The organism is Paenibacillus amylolyticus (assembly GCF_051136285.1).
Classification (GTDB): Bacteria; Bacillota; Bacilli; order Paenibacillales; family Paenibacillaceae; genus Paenibacillus; species Paenibacillus amylolyticus_F.
On record NZ_CP194938.1, the window covers coordinates 4,258,103 to 4,277,977 of the forward strand.

The window sequence follows — 19,875 nt, forward strand, 5'->3', positions numbered from 1 at the left end:
TGAACACATGCCATGCGGCTTTTTTGGTGTGGCTACTTGGCTTGAATGTCACAGCCAAGTGCCTGGATATAATTCAAGGTGTCCTCTGCGACGACGTATTACTTGCCATGATTCGGCTCGTATGGAAGCGGGAGGACACACCCTAGATTTTAAAGCGGCTGATCAGGCCATTCAGTTCACTGGACAAGACACGCAGCGACTCGGCGGAATCAGTGATCTCGCCCATGGATTGTAGCTGCGTTTCGGCAGCCTGAGATACCTTTTGGATGCTGGACGAGGAATCTCGCGAGATATGTTCCATGTTTTCAATGGATGCCGACACTTCCTCTGAACTGGCTGACAGTTGTTCGGAAGCTGCGGACACTTCATGTAGTCGTTTGTTAATCGTTTCAATGCCGCCATGAATGGAGGAGAACGAATGACCTGCTTCTTGCACAACAGTCATGCCGGATTGTATCGCTGTGGTGCTCGCCGACATATGCTCTGCAAGCAAAGTGGTCTGACGTGTGATCTCGGCAATAAGCTCAGTTACCTGCTCTGAGGATTGTTCGGATTCCCCCGCGAGTTTACGTACCTCAGAAGCAACTACAGCAAAACCATTGCCATGTTCACCTGCACGTGCAGCTTCAATACTGGCATTAAGTGCGAGTAAATTTGTCTGTGAAGCAATATTTTTCATCAGGTGGGCTACCGACTCAATCTGGCTGGAGTAATTCGTAAGCTGTGTCGTCGATGTTGCCATCTGTACGTTGGCTTGATGAATGTCTTCCATGCTGCGGATGGCTGTGTCCAGCTGGGCTTGTCCTTGCATGGCATCGTTCGTTGTCTGCTGTGACACGTCAGCAACCCTGGAAGAAGAATGAGCAATATGCTGCATGCTGCGTGTAATCTCTTCCATGGCCACCGTGACTTCTCCAGCGCGCACCACCTGTTCGGAAGCTCCATGTGCAGTGTGATTCGTGTGCTCTGCAATCCGCTGACTGGCCTCGGCTGTTGCCTGGGAATGCCGGGACACACCTTCCGCAGCGTGAAGCAGGGAATCAGAGCTTTGGCGAATGCCTGTCATGACTTGCCGGGTGTCGGTAACGAGGTGCTTGAATTCGGAAGCGAGCTGTCCAATTTCGTCTTTACGTCCAAGCTCCACGTTAACGGTCAGATCTCCTTTTCCCACTTCAGCAATGAGCTGTTTCAGCTTCACCAGTGGCCTTGTCAGATAACGCGCAAATATGTATACCAGCAATACGCTGAGCAATACAATCGCCAGGGCTGTCCAGACCATCGTGATCCGGTTGCTAGCCATCAATTCATAGACCGCAGTAGAGTCCAGATCGGCTCCCACGATACCTAACATCTTGCCATCGGGCCCATGAATCGGCACATAAGCTGTGATGGTAGCACCATAATCTTCATCCCGGGTAAGCTCTCCGCGAACGGATGTGTCTTGTGCAAAGGCTTGCAGCATGCCATCGTACAGTGTTTCCTCTGCTTTGCCGTAAGGGGAAAAGTCATCTTCGGCTACATCTGGTGCAGCTCCGTCGACCACGTAATAGTAAGCGGACTTTCCATTTTCCTCGCGTGTGCCAAGTGTATACAAATATTTAAGACCATTGGCCTCACGCAGCTGGCTAAGTTGTGCGCGTAGCGTATCGTAATACGCAGTTTTGTCCTGCCCCGTGCTGAGTGGGGTGTACAGTGTCGTATCAATCAAAGCAGCAGCCCGTTCAGCTACAGCCTGTGCCTGCATCCCCATGGATTGTTCAACCAATTGGGCGGATGCCCGGTACATCGTGACGCCCAGAATGGCCCCCGCGGCCAGCATCAAACAGGAAAAAAACAAAAAAATTCTCATAAACAAACTATTCATCGTTCTAATGGATCCCCCTCGATAGGTGTAACTAAGGTTACTCTGTGTTTTATGTAATATAGGTTAGTAATGTAAGCGTATTAATAAATGTGTATGTTATTTACGAAGTTCTACTTCAATTTATCGGCATAAGATTGGAAAAGGATTAGGGATTGGGCGAGGTTAACGCTCGCATTATACGTTGTGGTGTCTTACTACGTTCTGTCTGTTCAAAGAAAGGCTCCCCTACATTAGGGAAGCCTCCAGCACTTTTTTTGCGAAAAAGCCTAATTACAAGCGCCCATATGGTGAGAACAGGGGCCCGATGAAGCCAGCTATAACGGAATATAACAAACGATACGTTAAATAAAACAACACGGCATTAACAATCAGCACGCTATACATGCTGTCAATGGCCGCTTTGGTTCGATTCAGCGGATGATGGAACAGTACTATATTCATAGCAACAAAAACAATAATATACGATAACACCAGCAGCGAGATAGCAAACGAGTAGGAGATTACAATCATCAAGTTAGCGAGCAACAGCGTAGCGATTGCAGGAACCAGCAAGGTTCCGAACTGGGCAATCAGAATTTTGGGACGGAAGGTGATTCGTTCCAGCTTCAGTACACCATAGATCAATGCAATTGCGGCAATCAGTATGATTGCACTAAACAGCAATGGACGCAGGAATCCACTGATAAAAAGGCCTTCCGCATCAAGGCGGCTAAATGTAAATAGAATATATGTAGAGGTCAAAATAGCAAACAGTGCCATCGTTACCCAGCCATGCAGGACATGTTGTTCACCGACGGTTTTCATCGATTGATATGGGCGAGCCAGTACGCTGAGGAAATAGGACAGGTATTGTTTGCTTACTTCTTTCGCTTGCTGGACTTTCTCATTTTGCACAAGGTTGTTCCACTGATTTCCAGTATTACTTTGCGCAGAACCATGATCTGCAGGATCGTTGTTATTAGCATCTACTGTGAAAGTTTCTTTAACAAGTGATGGAACCGGTGAAACGGATGAGGGACGTGTGGGTCCTGGATCATGAGAAGCAGGCTCCTGGGTGCTGGACCAACGGGTGTACTCCAAGTCGGCAGACGCCGAATCTGTGTGTCTTACAGAATCCACAGGTTCAGAAGAAGCATGAGTTCCATTCAGGTTAGAGCCGCACCTCTCGCAAAACTGGGCATCTCCATTTTCATGATTACATACTGGGCATTTCATGTCATAAGCCTCCAATTTTTTGAAATGTGATCAGGTTTACATTGTGTCTCATTTTAACGTTTGATGACGAACTTTGTCTATGTATCGCAGAATTAAATACCCAAAATAACCCTTATGAAACAGGAGAGTTCAGTTGTCATATTTTCATATTGATATAAAGATGGGGCGGAATTATGATGTCATTATCGAAATTGATAATCATTATCAAATAAATACAGAGTAGATTAGAGACATGTTTTAAACCGAGCAAAGAAAGCAGGATCCTTTTAAATGAGATTTGAGGTCTTTGTAAGGTGGGAATGGATTTAATAATCTGTGCCGTGTTTTCGGGGGATTTGTTGTTTGCTTCATTACTGTGTTCATCGTTGAAGGCCAGGTGCAGATACCTTCGCCCTCATCTTATGCGGCCATAGAGAATGAAATGACGGAGGCATCCGGCTATTTGGTCTCCAGCCCGCCGAATACAGCGAAAGCAACCAAGGTGGTATCCCAGATGATGGAGCGATTGGAGCCTTTGACGGAGCCAACCTCTTATACCGCATGGGATGCAGCTTTAATTCTTCTCCGTGAAGGACTGGAGGCCATTCTGGTATTGGCGGCTTGCTCCTGAGTGCAGCGCTGGCAGTGGTGTTAACGCTGGTACTGGCTGCAGCATCATCAGGCAGTACACGCGAAATGATTGAAGGATATACAGGTCTAGCTGCAGTTATCCTGATGTTAACCGTTGGGCAATGGATGCATAACAAATCGAACGCTCGCTCATGGAATAGCTATGTTGAGCGCAAGGTTGGAGGGGCACTTGCACGCGGAAGTTTATGGTCTTTGTTTGCCGTAGCTGGGCTTGCCATATTAAGAGAAGGCGCGGAAACCGCCATCTTTTACATCGGTATGGCTCCTTCTATTCAGCTGTTCCAGCTGTTCATCGGGGTGGGGGTAGCCTTGGTGATTCTGATTATTCTGGCTATAGCGATTATTCAATTCAGTGTGCGCCTGCCGGTGCGATGGTTTTTCCTTACGGCTACACTGCTAATCTATTATCTGGTCTTTCGTTTTCTGGGTGAAAGTATCCACGCACTTCAGGTGTCGGCAGCGCTGGGTGCTCATGTTGCGCGGAGTCTGCCAACGATGGGCTGGCTTGGCATGTATCCGACGTGGGAAACCTTTACCCCTCAAATGGTTGTTCTGATCTTGGTGATTTTCAACCTGATTCGCACGGAGGTGCGTTCGATCAAGGGATCTTAGAAAGCTTCCGTGTAAAACGGAGCTGCAGATCAGCGATGAAATCGAATTAGTGTATATCCCTTCCACAATTTGACAATGACATGGGTAATGGTCACTGTCTAGCGGACACGATCAGTTATACAGAAAGCCGTATCTTTCACAATTCATTAGATGTGAAAGATACGGCTTTCTATTTTTTAGACGAACAGACTTTTAGAAGGAAAATAGCAAGGTTAAGATTGGAACAACATCTTCTGGAGAGCCCCACATAGACAGATTAGACAGTCTATGGATTGGCCTTCATTAACGCGGGGGTGGACTCCCTGATAATCGGTTTGGTCACAATATGTGAAATTTGATATGGCTGGGAAGGGTTATGGATGCGGGATAACAGCATCTCTGCCGCCTTAATACCCATCTCGTTACTATAGATGTGAACTGTCGTTAATGGTGGCTCAATAATCCGGGATTCAGACGCATTATCGAATCCGCATACAACAATATCCTGCGGCACCTTAACATTTCTCGCTCGTAGTGCCCTGATCAGCTCAACGGCGATAAAGTCGTTGGCACAAACATACGCATCAGGAAGGGATTTCAAGTCGCGCACTCGCTCGTTCAACCAGCCGGGCTTCGAGAAGAAGAGGCGGTCATCATCCACAATACACTGGGATAGATCGACTTGTAACCCTGCTTCCAGCATGGCCCGATGATATCCTACCCATCGTTCGTTAAAGCTTTTGCAATGATTGTAATCCCCGGCAAATCCAATATTGTTGTAGCCGCTCTCAATTAAACTTCTGGTTAACTGATAGATGCTGTGCTCGTTCTCCATCAGCAGCAGATCTGCATGAAATTCCGGGTAACATACGTTGGAAGCGCAATCGATAAAGATTGTGGGAATTCCCAGATCGGTAATGAGCTGAGAGTAATTCAGATCGAATAACTCAATGCATATGATACCGTCCACATTGGAAGTATCAAAATTGTTAGGAAGTGTAAGTGAATCCTGATCCATCTCACGCACAATATGGATGGAGAGATTGTACCCCTCTGCACTGATTCGTTTCTCCAGACCACTAATCAACAATGAACCAAAATGGGACGTATTAGGCAGGTTTTCCGTTAACAGAGCGATATTGCGTGTGGCCTTGGTTAGAACATGTTCACTTTCCATATAGGCGAACTGTTTATATTTAAGCTCAATTGCTTTCTTAATAACACGATTACGTGTCTCCACTGGAATTTTCCCACTGTCATTCAGGGCTTTGGAGGCCGTATTCCTGGAGATGCCTAGAGCATCCGCGATGTCCTGAATCGTGACTTTTTCTTTTGCCATCTAGTACTTCACCTCTAATTGATCAAATGATCGTCCATAGTATTATCTTAAGTCAAATGTATAATAGATTGGATTAAATAGCAATCTTGATTTTACATATGAACAATTAGGTTTACATTTTCGTTTGTTTATTTTGCTTGTTTGTTTCTTTGTAGTCTCTGATATGTATACTGCTAAGTTTTGTTCTTTGTTTTCATAGGGAGTAGAAGCGTTTTAAACATTTGAACAAACATTATATGTGCATTTCTATACACATATAGTATAGAAATTACACGAAAATGTTTCACATGCACAATTTATTTTTACACATTGTATTGACTAATGCCTGTAATACCTGCTAAATTGTAAATTATTAAATGAGCAATTGTAAATATTGAAAACCCTTACTAAAGACAATTGTCAACTTCAGGAATGAACGGAGGTCATGTGTTGGATAACACAGTGGATACCAAAAAGGGTGCAAGAAGGGCACAGAAAGAAAGGACATCGACCAGTCACAAGATACAGCAACTCAAAAAGAACTATTTTTTGTATTTGTTGCTCGCACCAGCTCTGGTTCTGACCCTTATCTTCAAATACATCCCGATGTACGGAGCCATTATCGCATTTAAGGATTTTAGTCCAATCAAAGGCATCATGGGCAGTGAGTGGGTAGGCTTGAAGCATTTTGAGAAGTTTTTGGCTTCGCCCAATTTTGATGTCATTTTTATGAATACGCTTAAACTTAGCTTTTTTGGTTTGATATTCAGCTTTCCGGTGCCCATTATACTTGCTCTCATGCTGAATCAGGTACGGAAAGCCGGCGTGAAGAAAAATATTCAATTGTTTCTGTATGCACCCAACTTCATATCGGTGGTTGTCGTTGTTGGTATGCTGTTTATTTTTCTGTCACCGACAGGGCCGATTAATCAAATTGCTACATGGATTACTGGTCAGCCGATCATGTTCATGTCTGAGCCGGAATATTTCCGCTGGATCTACATTTTGTCGGACATTTGGACCGGAGCAGGCTGGGCTTCCATCATCTATGTTGCTGCATTGGCTAATGTTGATCCTGAACTTCACAATGCGGCCAATCTGGACGGAGCAAACCTTATTCAGCGTATTCGCCACATCGATCTTCCAACGATTCGTCCAATTATGGCCATCGTCTTTATTCTGGCTGCTGGCGGGATCATGTCCATTGGATTTGAGAAGGCCTACCTGATGCAAACGTCCATGAACCTTCCTTCCTCCGAGATTATTGCCACGTATGTCTACAAGGTGGGCTTGCAGTCCGGAGATTACGCATACTCTGCGGCGGTGGGATTGTTCAACTCGGTCATCAATGTCATATTGCTGGTTACTGTGAATCTGATCGTAAAGAAATTAAATGAAGGCGAAGGCCTCTATTAGGAAAGGAGTGTTATGCATGGTAGTCAAACATACGGGAATGGATCGTCTGATCCTCACACTGAACGCGATTTTTCTCACCTGTGCTGTACTGGTTGTGGTCGTGCCCCTGATTTACATCGTTATCGCCTCATTCATGGACCCGACCGTGCTGCTGAACCGCGGACTGTCCTTCCATGTATCGGACTGGAGTCTCGATGGGTATCAGATGATTTTGTCCAATCCGGCCATGATCCGGGGTTTCGCGAATGCGGTGCTGTACTCGGTTTCCTTTGCATTGCTGACCGTAACCGTTTCCATATTTGCAGGCTATGCCTTATCGGATGAAAGGCTGGCAGGACGGGGATTTTTCATGATTATATTCATCATCACGATGTTCTTCGGTGGCGGATTGATCCCGACGTATCTGCTTGTGCGTAATCTCGGCATGTTGGATACAGTGTGGGCGGTCATCATTCCTGGAGCTGTCAACGTCTGGAACATCATTCTGTCCAGAACCTTCTTCAAAGGCGTACCGCGTGAGCTGAAAGAAGCCGCTAATGTAGATGGTGCCTCTGAGATGAAGATTTTTTTCCAGATCGTCATCCCTTTATCCAAACCCATCATTTTTGTCCTCGCGTTGTACGCGTTTGTAGGTCAGTGGAATTCCTATTTCGACGCTATGATCTATCTGGATAATCCGAACCTGCATCCATTACAACTCGTGTTGCGTTCCATTCTGATCCAGAATCAGGCTGCGCCGGGTATGATTAGTGATCAGCTGGCGATGGCGGAACTGAAACGGCTCTCCGAAATGATCAAATATTCAGCCATCGTTATTTCGAGTCTGCCACTCATCATCATGTATCCGTTCTTTCAGAAATATTTCGAGAAAGGTGTCATGGTAGGTTCGCTCAAATAATGAATAGCTAGAATTATTGTTACGTTTGGCCCGCTTATAATGGAAAAGTTTGACACAACACAATCCATGGAGGTCATTATCATGAAAAAAGTGAAAAAGTCTAAAAAAGCTGTTACTACCGCATCTGTAACCATACTGTCTGCCATGTTTCTGCTCTCAGCCTGTGGTGGGGGTGGAGGCGGTGCTTCGAGTGAAGCCCAGTCACCTGATGGCAAAGTGACATTGAATTTTATAACCCAGAGCTCTCCACTGGCACCCGCTGATCCAAACGATAAGTTGATTAACAAGAGACTCGAAGAGAAAACCAATGTGCATATCAACTGGAAAAACTATACGAGTGATGTGTTTGCAGAAAAAAGAAACCTGGCGGTAGCCAGCGGTGACTTACCAGATGCCATTTTTGACGCAGGTTATGGGGATTATGATCTTCTGAAGCTGGCGAAGGACGGAGCCATTATTCCACTGGAAGATCTGATTGAGCAACACATGCCCAACCTGAAAAAAGTGCTGGAGGAAGCTCCCGAATACAAGAGCATGATCACAGCTCCGGATGGACATATCTATTCATTTCCCTGGATTGAGGAACTCGGCAGTGGTAAACAACGGATTCAGTCGGTGGATAACTTACCCTGGATCAATGTGGAATGGCTGAACAAGCTCGGACTGAAGATGCCGACAACGACCAAAGAACTGAAAGAAGTGTTGATCGCATTCAAAACTCAGGACCCGAACGGCAATGGCAAAGCAGACGAAATTCCGTTATCTTTCATTAACAAGCCGGGTGGAGAAGACCTGACTTTTCTCTTTGCGGCATTTGGAATCGGGGAGAACTGGGACCATACCGTGGTGACTGATGAAGGCAAAGTGGTCTTCACAGCAGCTGATAAAGGTTACAAGGAAGCGGTCCAATATATTCACGAACTGGTTAAGGAAGGTCTTGTGGATGTGGAAGCATATCAGCAGGATTGGAATACGTATTTGGCCAAGGGCAAAGACAACAAGTATGGTATGTATTTCACTTGGGATAAGGCCAACATCACAGGCATGAATGATACCTATGATGTGCTTGCCCCCGTTGCTGGACCAAGTGGCGAGGCCAATGTGACAAGAACGAACGGAATCGGCCTAGATCGGGGACGCATGGTCATTACGAGCAGCAACAAAAACCTGGAATCAACAGCGAAATGGGTGGATCAATTGTACGATCCGCTCCAATCGGTACAGAACAACTGGGGAACGTACGGCGATGAGACACAGCAGAATATTTTTGAATTCGATGAAGCCAAGGGTATGCTGAAGCATCTTCCGCTGGAAGGCGCTGCACCTGTTGAGCTTAGACAAAAAACAAGTATTGCAGGACCGCTGGCGATTCTCGACAGTTACTACGGTAAATACACAACCAAACCGGAAGATGCCGCATGGCGTATGGAGCTTCTCGATAAAGTTATGGTTCCACACATGAAAGCGGAAAACGTCTATCCAAGCGTGTTCTTTTCCATTGATGAACTTGACCGCCTTTCTACCATTGAGACGGATTTGTTCGCTTATGTGCTTCGTATGCGCACGGAATGGTATCAGAATGGAAAGGTCGATCAGGAGTGGGACACTTATCTGAAAGAACTGGATCGTCTTGGATTGCAAGAATGGCTTCAGATTAAACAAGCGGGATATGACCGCAACAACAAATAAAACAAACTGAATGGGGGACTCTGCCCTACATAGCAGCCATTGTGCGAGTGAAGTAGGGTCTCCCAGCACGGGTTTGTCCAAAGGAGTTAACCAACATGTCTACAATTTCAACTTCTGATTACCGGGGTGTATATCATTTCTCACCCAAAGAGAAATGGATGAACGATCCGAACGGTATGGTATTTTTCAAAGGCGAGTATCACTTGTTCTATCAGCATCATCCGTTTGGCACCACATGGGGACCGATGCATTGGGGACACGCGGTAACTAAGGATCTGGTTAACTGGGAAGAGCTTCCTGTGGCCCTGGTACCGGATGAACTCGGCATGATATTCTCCGGCAGTGCTGTGGTAGATTGGAACAATACTTCGGGATTCTTTGAAGGTGAGCCAGGATTGGTAGCGATTTTCACCCATCATCTAGAAGTACCGAATGATCACCCGATTCAGCGGCAGAGCCTCGCGTATAGCAAGGATAGCGGCAGAACATGGGTGAAATATGAGGGCAACCCAGTGCTGGAGCATGAGTCGTTTGTGGATTTCCGTGATCCCAAAGTATTCTGGCATGAGCAGACTGAGGAATGGATCATGATTATCGCTTGTGGTCAAACGGTATGTCTGTATCATTCTCCTAATCTGAAGGATTGGATACTTGGCAGTGAATTCGGCGCAGGGATTGGTTCACATGACGGCGTATGGGAGTGCCCTGACCTGTTCCCATTAGCAGTAGATGGGGAGCCAGGGAAGGAAAAATGGGTGATGCTTGTCAGCATTGGTGCAGATCCTGCTTTCAAGGAAGGCTCCAGAACTCAGTACTTCACTGGAGAATTTGATGGAATAGCATTTGTTCCAGACGAAGCTTCGCATACCGTTCGCTGGCTTGATCATGGCCGGGATAATTATGCAGGGGTCAGTTGGTCCGACATTCCGGCAGAAGATGGCAGACGCCTGTTTATGGGCTGGATGAGCAACTGGATGTACGCCAACCAGACGCCAACCGAAGATTACCGCGGCGCAATGACGATTGCGAGGGAGTTGACCTTGGAGACAAGGGACGGAGAAGTCATGCTGGTTCAGCATCCTGCACGTGAGCTGGAGCAGGCCCGCAAGCCCGTATTGTCGCTACAGAATGTGTCGATCAGACAAGTGAGCGCGCAGTTGAATGCATTGCATCTTGTGAACTATGAGATTGATGCGGAATGGTCTTCTGCATCCTCCGTTCAATTTGCACTACGAAGTGGCACGGATCATGAAACGCTTGTAGGCATGGACGCTACGCAGGGTGAAGTATACGTCGATCGCAGTCGATCCGGTATTATCAATTTCCATGAGCATTTCCTGGGTCGGCATACGGCTGGGTTAACAGCGGTGAGTGGCAATCAACGTTTGCGTATCTTTGTGGATCATTCCTCCGTAGAGGTATTTGCCAATGATGGTCAGGCTGTGATTACCGATCTGATCTATCCGGATGCGGATTCCATAGGAATCGCTGTTCATGCCGAACAGAATGATATGATATTTAATTCGCTTCATATCTACGAAATATCCCCCATCCAAGCCAAAGGTCAGTCGAAATGAGCGCAAGGAGGACAAGGAAATGCGGATAGGAGCAATTGAAGCGGGCGGAACAAAGTTTGTCTGTGGAATAGGTAATGAACAAGGAGAAATTGAAGATTGGTGCAGCTTTCCAACGGAACATCCCGATACGACACTTGCGAAGGTTATCGACTATTTCAGGGATAAAGACATTGCAGCTATCGGCATTGGCTCCTTTGGTCCCATTGATCTGCAACCGGATAGTCCCACCTATGGCTACATTACAACAACTCCGAAGCCTGGCTGGGAAAACTGCAATGTAGTTGGAACCCTGAAAAGTGAATTCACAGTTCCCTTCGGATGGGATACGGATGTGAATGCAGCTGCTCTGGGAGAAGTTACCTGGGGAGCAGCGCAAGGCATGGACAACTGTGTGTATTACACCATCGGTACAGGTGTTGGGGTCGGACTTGTGGCGGGTGGCAAGCGCGTGCATGGATTATTGCATCCTGAGGGCGGGCACATCCGGACGAGAAGGCACCCAGAGGATCATTTTGCCGGATTATGCCCGTATCATGGCGACTGTTTGGAGGGGATGGCTGCAGGACCGGCCATTCAGGCCCGCTGGCAGCGTCCAGGTAGTGAACTTCCAGCAGACCACTCGGCATGGAAGATAGAATCCTTTTACATTGCAGAGTCTATTACGACCGCCATTCTGCTTCATTCGCCGCAAAAGGTCATCTTGGGCGGTGGAGTGATGCAGCAACATCATCTGTTTCCCATGATCCGGGAGCGGGTTGTACAGAACCTGAATGGATATGTGAATGCAGCTCAGATAACGCAACATATCGACCAATATATTGTCCAACCCGGATTGGGACAGCACGCCGGACTATGCGGTGCTCTTGCATTGGGGTTGGAAGCGTTACAGCAACAAGCCATGTTGAATCCATAGTATTTGATCCTTTGTATCCCGTAGGGGATGGTTGCAGGTTTACTTTTGCTTCAGCGTTTTGCATGGGAAGTCGCAAGGCTGAATGTATGCGAGATGTTCGCTTGAAGAGACTGCTGCGCCATCCCTTACGGGATTTTTGTGTCATCCACTACAACAGGAAAAGAGGGAATGCTTATGAAATGGATCTTCCGATCCATCCGTTGTGTTCTATTATCATGTGTCCTTGGTTCATCTTCTGCAGGAGCATATTCGACCGCCGCTCTAACGGATACCGATAGGGATACTCAGCAAGGAGGAAAGCAGACATCTGAGGGATTAGCGAAACAACAGGGAAAGGGGAGTGCCGGGTTGACTGATGGGTCCAAAGCAGATACCAATCTGTCGGATTGGACATTACAGGGTAGAGGCAGTCTGGAAGATACGGATGAAGGACTCCATCTAACTTCGGATGTTGGGGAGAACGTAATGGCTGTATCAGCCACAAGAGCTGATGATTTTATTTATGAAGCTGATGTGATGATTCAGAATATGAAGGCTGATGCCAGTCTTATTTTTCGATCCAATGATACAGGCTGGTCTTCCTATATGCTGCAAGTCGTTCCAGAGGCTGGTGTGATACGTCTAAGAGATGCAAGCGGGCATCTGGGAACATTAAATGTAGAACATAAGACGAGTCTGCAATTGGGAGGTATCTATCATCTGAAGGTAAAAGCGGACGGGGAGAGCCTTCAGGTATATTGGGATAATCGGTATGACCCGGTAATGGATGTGAAGGACAGTACCTATTCTTCAGGACATCTGGGGCTCCATGTATGGGATGGATCGGCTTTATTTCAGAATGTGCAGGTAAGTACCATGAATAACAACATAGGCAAAATGATTAACAGTGCAGGCGATTGGCAGCCGGATGTGAAAGGTTATCGAGGGACGGGAGACGCTCCGGGAAAAGGAAGGGTTGTTTACGAGAAGGCGGCATCTAACTTTGTATATGAGGGAAATATATCCATGTCTTATACGAATGCAAGTTCTTCGGCAGCACTGCTGTTCAGGGGAAATGCAGACGGAACGAAAGGATACGAAGCAGTCCTGATGAGGGAAGGAGAAGAAGTTCAGGTACAACTTCGAAAAGCAGATGGTACCCTACTTGCCAGTTCAAATCGGAAGTTTCCAAGTCAATTGGGAGCGAGGCATCACATCGAAATTATCGCTTCGGGCAGCTTGATTCAGGTGTATGTGGATGGTTACACCCCTCCGGCTGTTGAAGTCACAGACTCAAGTTATGCCAAGGGGAATGTCGGACTTGTAGTTCAACAAGGTAGGGCTTATTTTCAGGATATCTATGTGACGGAAGAGTCCATATACTACAAGGAGAACTATCGACCACGTTACCATTATTCTCCCATTCGGGGATCAGTCAGTGATCCGAATGGACTGGTCTATTACGAAGGGGAGTATCATCTGTTTCATCAGGATGGAGGCACCTGGGCTCATGCGGTTAGTACTGATCTCATAAAATGGAAGCGTTTACCTATTGCCTTGCCTTGGAATGATCAGGGTCATGTGTGGTCGGGATCAGCGGTTGCTGATCTGAACAATACATCCGGTCTGTTCACGGATTCGGGTGGGAAAGGTCTGATTGCGTACTACACTTCCTATCATCCGGACAGGCCTGGGGGCAATCAACGTATCGGTCTCGCGTACAGCACCGATCAAGGCCGGAATTGGCAGTATGCTTCTGATCGTCCGATCGTGATTGATAATCCTGGCAGGAAAGGGGATGATCCGGGAAGCTGGGATTTTCGTGATCCCAAAGTTGTCTGGGATGAAGATCATAAACGCTGGATGATGGTCGTGTCTGGCGGGGATCACATCCGGTTCTTTACTTCAACGAATCTGCTCGATTGGAAGTTAACCGATAACTTTGGATATGGCGATTACGTTCGTGGTGGTGTATGGGAGTGTCCCGATCTCATCCAGCTACCTGTAGATGGAACGGGGCAGCAGAAGTGGGTGCTGATGATCAGTACAGGAGCGAATCCAAAAACCCAAGGATCTGATGCAGAATATTTTGTGGGCGAGCTGACAGCAGAAGGGAAATTCCTGAATGATCTTCCGGCAGGTCAGGTGTTGAGGACGGACTTCGGCAAGGAGTTCTACGCATCGATGTCCTTTGCAAATATGCCTGATCAGCGGAAAGTCATGCTTGCATGGATGACGAATTGGGATTATCCGTTTGCCTTTCCAACCTCCACTTGGAAAGGGCAACTAACCATACCGAGAGAAGTATCACTTCGAACCACGAACGAAGGAGTTCGTTTGGTACAAACACCAATCCATGAGCTTCAGACACTGCGGCAAAACCTGTACAGCACGGAACAGTTGAGGGTGGCACCTGAATCCAAAAATCCGCTTGATGGCGTAACCGCAGGAGCGTATGAAATTGAAGCCGAAGTGGAAATTCCAGCTAACAGTGCTGTAAGCGAGTTCGGTTTTCATCTTCGTCAAGGGGAGGGGCAGAAAACCACAGTAGGATACAAGGTGGATCGGCAAAACATGTTTGTGGATCGCACTGCATCGGGAGACGTGAACTTTTCCAATTTGTTCACCAAAGTTCATGAGGCGCCGTTACAAGCGGAAAATCAAAAGATCAAGCTACAACTATTTATGGATGAATCCTCCGTTGAGGTCTTCGGCAATGATGGAAAGGTTGTTTTCTCGGATGTCATTTTTCCAAACCCTGCGGGAAGAACAATGGCTTTCTATAGCCTTGGCGGGGAAGTGAAGGTGAGTTCCATGAAGGTGCACGCCTTGGACAACATTTGGAGAGAAGGCACATCTTCCGGGATTCAGGTCATTGCAGATACTCACAGAAGAACAGCTAGTGTAGGACAGACCCATACGTTGTACGCGACGGTGGAGGGCGGACCGGGAAAAGGTGTTCAACCGTTGAAATGGAAAGTAAGTAATCCTAAAGTGGTGAAGATCGTTCATTCTGACCAAACCAAAGCGACGGTTCGTGCTATAGGCAAAGGAAAAGTCTGGGTGACGGCTTCAACGGCTAATGGTAAAGCTTCTGCCAAAATCCCTATTGTGGTATCCAGTGGGACATTCCATACCAACTTATCTGGCTGGAAGTCGGATACATCATCTGCCGATTGGCTTGTTACCGAACAAGGCATACAGGGCAATTCTACTGGCGATGCACAGTATGTTGCCCGGGAAACGGCAGGAGATTTTCAATATGATGTTGACCTGATGCTGGATGCACAGGGGGGAGCAGGATCTATTATATTCCGTGCAAGCGAGGATGGACGAAGCGGTTATTACTTGAATGTGGACCCCAACATGAAGGCCGTCCGACTTTTTTATAAAGTGAACGGAAAGTTTGAAAATCGGCAGGTGCTTGCCCAAATTCCGAGATTCATTCGAAAGGATCATACGTATCATATTCGAATTCAGGCATACGGTCCCCGGATTCAGGTTGATGTTAATGGAGAGCAAATGATGGATATTCAGGATGGGGAGTTTGCCGAAGGGCATTTCGGTGTTCATGTATTTGGAGGAAGTGCATCCTTTCAGCATGTGAATGCAAGTGGAGGTTTCAAATGGGTGTTGGTACCAACTGGGGATGAGTCCGGCTCTTACTCTATTCGAACTTTGAACGGAATGGCGCTGGATTGGGATGTAGGACAGAATCGCATTCAGCTCTATTCCTATCTCGGGTATGCGAATCAACGTTGGCACATTTCCAAGAACGAGGATGGGACGATACGCATTACCAGTGCTCATAATGGGAACGCACTCGGCATAACTGAGGACGGGTCAAATTTGGTGATGGGTGAACTTCTTGAAGATAACGAGCATCAAAAGTGGGTGCTGAAGCAACAGTAATGGTTATAACGAAATCTCGAAGGAGCTATTCGGATTTGTTACAACTCTCCTGAGAGTGACCATTGATCAGAACATAGTGACCTTCTACGCGAAGCACCGACGTTCGCCGGGCTCTGATGCCCTGGAAGGGGAGGCCCCCGGCTTGAAGCTGGAAGTGGACTTCCGCATGTCTGTCTTATATAAGAAGAAATTCCGGGAGAAGCTCGAGCAACACATGGGTTTGCCTATTGAAGCTATATTGCGGGAATATGATGCGTCCACCCAGTGGGCGATCACGAATGTGATTCTGGAACAGGCCTAGGATGGATCGGCAGCGGGTGTCGCTTTCCTTTGTTTACGAAGAAAAGTGTTCTTGTTTATACAAGAATGCTTTTCTTTTTGTTTTTTAAGTCGAACTAGCCCTGCGTAATACAGTCAATTCTTCGCAAATCAGAAAGACCATTGGATTGCTGTTATCCCCAAAATTTTTTTTTGCCTTTAATTAAGGTGGAAATCTGTGGATAAAGGCGAACCCATCGTTACTCCAGGTTCTTTCTGTCTTTTACGCAAGATGTGTTATCCATGTCGTTCAACTTAATGGTTGGGTTGTTCTTGCCTTGATGAGCGGCGCAGCAAAGGATCATTGTCTGTGTAGCCGATATTATCTCGCCAGTGAGGTTTTAATTTGAGGAATTGTTAAGTTGCTCTTTTAAACTTGTTGGAGCAATTCTCGATTTGGTAATCATCTTGAATCTCCCTCATTCTTAAACTACACTGATTACATATGAATTGATAATTAGTAGTTTAGAATACGTGTTAAATAGATACTACGAATAGATTAGAACTTGAATTAGATTAGAGAGAGCAGATCAGGAGGACAAGCACAGATGATGGACACCACACGTACAGCCAAAGCCATATTTTTTGATGTGGATGATACGTTATATGATCATTTGCAGCCGCTTCGGGGTGCATTGCAGGAAGTACTGGAATTGCCAGAACCGTTTGATTATGCATTGGCATATCATCGTTTTCGGTACTACAGTGACTGGTTATCTGCACAGGAAGATCTATCAGCAGTTCCTGAACCGGATGCGGTGGAGCGTATGCGAAACCGCAGGTTTGAGCTGACCATGGAGGAGTTCGGAATTGCGCTGCAGCCTGGACAAGCACAAGAACTGCAGAGCAAGTATCTAAGCAGACAGTTTGAGATTACTCCTTTCCAAGGAGCCTATGAACTGATTCGCAGACTTCAGGCGAAGGGGCACACGGTAGGTTTGATTACGAATGGTGAAGGGCAGCATCAGCGGCGCAAGTTAGAAGCGTTGAATGTGTTCGGTCTGGTGGACGAGCAACTGATTTTTATCTCCGGCGAAGTTGGTTATGGCAAACCCGACGGCAGGCTGTTTGAACACGTGAATAAGCAGACAGGTACGACAGCAGAACACAGCTATTATATCGGAGATTCGTGGCGCAACGATGTTGCTGGCGCGGTTGATGCGGGTTGGAAGATCATTTGGTTCAACCACCGTGAGGCATCGCCCGAATCGGAACATCAACCTCATTTTACGGCACGGAACTACGAGGGAATCAGTCATCTTCTTACGTTTGAACAGGTTCGTTCATAGGGGGGAACACGGAGAACCTAAGCATTTCTAGAATTGAATAATCATCATGTTGTAACAACGCATTCAGCCCTGTCATCTGTGATTGCAGATGAAGGGCTGTTTTTTATTTTCACTCAGACGTGTGAGAATGTTCACTGAAGGTCGGTAAGGTTGGCGTTATAACTACATGAGCAACCTTGTTCATAGTGGAAGCAGTCATAAGTTCATCATGAAGCCCAGCTTCATGGAATCTTCATTTGAAAGAGAGGCCAAAGCTCTTTTCAAAGTAAATAGTCAGTGTTATAATTAAAACAAGATTTAGATTAAGTCTAAATTAAAAGAAGAGAATAACGAAGTGATTCCAAACAAATCATATTACAAACAAAACTAAAGTGAGATATTCGAAAGGGGATAAATTCCATGAGTACAATCCAAACTAACCCAAACACTTCTGTAACAAACACAGCTAAACTTCAAGAGGTCTTGAACCGTCAGATCGCAGGGTGGTCTGTCCTTTACACGAAACTGCACAACTTCCATTGGTATGTTAAAGGGCCACACTTCTTCACACTTCACGCCAAATTTGAAGAACTGTATAATCTGGCTACGGCTAATATGGACGAGGTTGCTGAGCGCCTTCTGACCATTGGAGGTCGTCCTGTAGCAACAATCGCAGAACAACTTCGCCTGTCCCCAATTGAAGAGGTACAAGGACATATGCCTGCTGAACAGATGGTTGAACAGGTTGTTGCGGATCTGAATGCAATGCTGGATGTCATTCGTCAAGGCATTCATGAAGCTGGAGAAGCAGAAGATAATGCAACCGAAGATATGATGATCGGGTTCACAGCTGCATTGGATAAAGAGATCTGGATGTTAAACGCATTTTTGGGCAAATAATCTAGGCTAACCTGTATCCTGACAACGATATGTAGAGTCCGTGAACAAACGTCCCGTTCGCTTACAAATCCGGTGTGCTTCACGTATAATAATGGCATCCAAGATGTACAGAATGGTGGAATGAACAATGCGGACAGACCTGGATCGATTGCAGGTAGAAGCTGAACGGTTTATATATACAAGTTACGAAGAGCTGGGCTATACGCGTGCAGACGCGGAGGCCCGGCTTATTGCCATTGCACACGAGATGGAGAAAACAGGAACCTACACTCATACCGCTGAAGAACTGGAGCATGGCTGTAAAATGGCCTGGCGGAACAGCAACCGCTGTATCGGACGGCTGTTTTGGGACAAGCTGCGCATCGTGGATGCACGTCATGCAGATACCGCAGGGTCGGCTGCGCAGGCCGTGCTGAATCATATCCATACAGCTTCCAATGGCGGAAAGGTCATCCCCACTATCACCATTTTGCCACCGGAAGGGCCGAGTGGAGCGCCGATTCGCATCTGGAATCACCAACTGATTCGTTATGCGGGATATGAGACAGAACAAGGGATTGTGGGTGATCCTGCATCCGTCGAGATGACCAAAGCGGCCAGTTCACTTGGCTGGCAGGGTGCTGGTGGAGATTATGATGTGCTGCCACTCATTATTCAAGCTCAGGGACAGGCTCCAGTGTGGTATGTGATACCTGAGCAGGAAATCATAGAAGTTCACATTGAGCATCCGGAACGAGCGGAGATCGCCAAACTCGGCATGCGTTGGTACGGCGTGCCCATGATCGCTGATATGCGGGTCGAAATCGGGGGCATTAACTACCCGGCTGCACCGTTCAACGGCTGGTATATGGAAACCGAGATTGGCGCGCGTAACTTTGCCGATACGTTCCGGTATAACAAGTTGCCCGCTGTAGCTGCTGCACTGGGCTTGAACATGTCGAGTGAAAGGACACTATGGAAGGATCGTGCACTGGTGGAACTGAATGTCGCTGTGCTGCATTCATTCAAGAAAGCGGGCGTGAGTATCGTGGATCATCATACGGCTGCAGCACAATTTGCTCTGTTTGAACAGCGGGAAGAGAAGGCTGGACGCGAGCTGACCGGAGACTGGGTGTGGCTGATTCCACCGGTGTCCCCAGCCACTACCCATATATTCCACAGCTCCTATCGTAATGCGATTGTGAAGCCGAACTTTTTTCATCAGGACCCGGCATACAGATTTGAAGATGGGATGGCTATTGCCGCAGAAGCGGGTAGAAGTGATCAGCACCCCAAGCACCATGAGAACACGGATTATCCAGAGTACCAAGACCATCCGTTAGATGGAGCTACGCAGCCACAGGTGGAGAATGCATCAATGAAATGCCCGTTTGCACATTAAGTTGTG

Annotated in this window: 13 protein-coding genes and 1 pseudogene; 11 read left to right on the forward strand and 3 right to left on the reverse strand. The window is 46.9% G+C overall.

Features of this window, described 5'->3' with window-relative positions:
* Positions 1-142: 142 nt before the first annotated feature.
* Positions 143-1,849, reverse strand: a complete 1,707-nt coding sequence (locus tag ACR8BL_RS18740) for a methyl-accepting chemotaxis protein (RefSeq protein ID WP_434749011.1) — start codon at positions 1,847-1,849, stop codon at positions 143-145.
* A gap of 285 nt (positions 1,850-2,134) precedes the next feature.
* Positions 2,135-3,079 (reverse strand): hypothetical protein, encoded by a 945-nt coding sequence (locus tag ACR8BL_RS18745; protein WP_434749012.1) that lies wholly within the window; start codon positions 3,077-3,079, stop codon positions 2,135-2,137.
* Positions 3,080-3,443: 364 nt separating this feature from the next.
* On the opposite strand from ACR8BL_RS18745, the pseudogene ACR8BL_RS18750 reads away from it, so the two are divergent.
* Positions 3,444-4,321 (forward strand): annotated as a pseudogene (locus tag ACR8BL_RS18750) (FTR1 family iron permease); the annotation flags it as partial.
* Positions 4,322-4,586: 265 nt separating this feature from the next.
* Here the strand turns inward: ACR8BL_RS18750 and ACR8BL_RS18755 are convergent.
* Positions 4,587-5,639, reverse strand: coding sequence for a LacI family DNA-binding transcriptional regulator (locus tag ACR8BL_RS18755; RefSeq protein WP_434749013.1), 1,053 nt, complete (start codon positions 5,637-5,639; stop codon positions 4,587-4,589).
* Positions 5,640-6,050: 411 nt separating this feature from the next.
* On the opposite strand from ACR8BL_RS18755, the gene ACR8BL_RS18760 reads away from it, so the two are divergent.
* The 10 genes from ACR8BL_RS18760 to ACR8BL_RS18805 all read left to right on the forward strand — a co-directional run bounded on the left by ACR8BL_RS18760 (position 6,051) and on the right by ACR8BL_RS18805 (position 19,869).
* On the forward strand, positions 6,051-7,034 hold the full coding sequence (locus ACR8BL_RS18760) for an ABC transporter permease (RefSeq protein WP_434753171.1): 984 nt from the start codon (positions 6,051-6,053) through the stop codon (positions 7,032-7,034).
* A 16-nt stretch (positions 7,035-7,050) separates the two neighbouring features.
* Complete coding sequence (locus tag ACR8BL_RS18765; protein ID WP_434749014.1) at positions 7,051-7,932, forward strand: carbohydrate ABC transporter permease; 882 nt, start codon at positions 7,051-7,053, stop codon at positions 7,930-7,932.
* 81 nt (positions 7,933-8,013) lie between these two features.
* Positions 8,014-9,621 carry an ABC transporter substrate-binding protein gene (locus ACR8BL_RS18770; protein ID WP_434749015.1) on the forward strand — a complete coding sequence of 536 codons (1,608 nt, stop codon included), beginning with the start codon at positions 8,014-8,016 and terminating at the stop codon, positions 9,619-9,621.
* A gap of 95 nt (positions 9,622-9,716) precedes the next feature.
* Positions 9,717-11,198, forward strand: a complete 1,482-nt coding sequence (locus ACR8BL_RS18775) for a glycoside hydrolase family 32 protein (RefSeq protein WP_434749016.1) — start codon at positions 9,717-9,719, stop codon at positions 11,196-11,198.
* Positions 11,199-11,217: 19 nt separating this feature from the next.
* Positions 11,218-12,111: an ROK family protein gene (locus ACR8BL_RS18780; protein ID WP_434749017.1), complete on the forward strand. Its 894-nt coding sequence runs from the start codon at positions 11,218-11,220 to the stop codon at positions 12,109-12,111.
* Between the two features lie 174 nt (positions 12,112-12,285).
* On the forward strand, positions 12,286-16,002 hold the full coding sequence (locus tag ACR8BL_RS18785; protein WP_434749018.1) for a GH32 C-terminal domain-containing protein: 3,717 nt from the start codon (positions 12,286-12,288) through the stop codon (positions 16,000-16,002).
* Between the two features lie 13 nt (positions 16,003-16,015).
* Positions 16,016-16,303: a DUF2294 domain-containing protein gene (locus ACR8BL_RS18790; RefSeq protein ID WP_434753172.1), complete on the forward strand. Its 288-nt coding sequence runs from the start codon at positions 16,016-16,018 to the stop codon at positions 16,301-16,303.
* Positions 16,304-16,868: 565 nt separating this feature from the next.
* Entirely contained in the window at positions 16,869-17,609 is a 741-nt protein-coding gene (locus ACR8BL_RS18795; protein WP_434749019.1) for an HAD family hydrolase, read from the forward strand.
* A gap of 399 nt (positions 17,610-18,008) precedes the next feature.
* Entirely contained in the window at positions 18,009-18,488 is a 480-nt protein-coding gene (locus tag ACR8BL_RS18800) for a Dps family protein (protein WP_434749020.1), read from the forward strand.
* Between the two features lie 127 nt (positions 18,489-18,615).
* A complete protein-coding gene (locus ACR8BL_RS18805; RefSeq protein ID WP_434749021.1) occupies positions 18,616-19,869 on the forward strand; it encodes a nitric oxide synthase oxygenase in 1,254 nt (417 codons plus the stop codon).
* Positions 19,870-19,875: the final 6 nt, after the last annotated feature.

Coding starts and splice junctions, on each gene's coding strand:
- ACR8BL_RS18740 (WP_434749011.1), bottom strand. CDS start 1,849: ATGAGAATTTTTTTGTTTTTTTCCTGTTTGATGCTGGCCGCGGGGGCC.
- ACR8BL_RS18745 (WP_434749012.1), bottom strand. CDS start 3,079: ATGAAATGCCCAGTATGTAATCATGAAAATGGAGATGCCCAGTTTTGC.
- ACR8BL_RS18755 (WP_434749013.1), bottom strand. CDS start 5,639: ATGGCAAAAGAAAAAGTCACGATTCAGGACATCGCGGATGCTCTAGGC.
- ACR8BL_RS18760 (WP_434753171.1), top strand. CDS start 6,051: ATGAACGGAGGTCATGTGTTGGATAACACAGTGGATACCAAAAAGGGT.
- ACR8BL_RS18765 (WP_434749014.1), top strand. CDS start 7,051: ATGGTAGTCAAACATACGGGAATGGATCGTCTGATCCTCACACTGAAC.
- ACR8BL_RS18770 (WP_434749015.1), top strand. CDS start 8,014: ATGAAAAAAGTGAAAAAGTCTAAAAAAGCTGTTACTACCGCATCTGTA.
- ACR8BL_RS18775 (WP_434749016.1), top strand. CDS start 9,717: ATGTCTACAATTTCAACTTCTGATTACCGGGGTGTATATCATTTCTCA.
- ACR8BL_RS18780 (WP_434749017.1), top strand. CDS start 11,218: ATGCGGATAGGAGCAATTGAAGCGGGCGGAACAAAGTTTGTCTGTGGA.
- ACR8BL_RS18785 (WP_434749018.1), top strand. CDS start 12,286: ATGAAATGGATCTTCCGATCCATCCGTTGTGTTCTATTATCATGTGTC.
- ACR8BL_RS18795 (WP_434749019.1), top strand. CDS start 16,869: ATGATGGACACCACACGTACAGCCAAAGCCATATTTTTTGATGTGGAT.
- ACR8BL_RS18800 (WP_434749020.1), top strand. CDS start 18,009: ATGAGTACAATCCAAACTAACCCAAACACTTCTGTAACAAACACAGCT.
- ACR8BL_RS18805 (WP_434749021.1), top strand. CDS start 18,616: ATGCGGACAGACCTGGATCGATTGCAGGTAGAAGCTGAACGGTTTATA.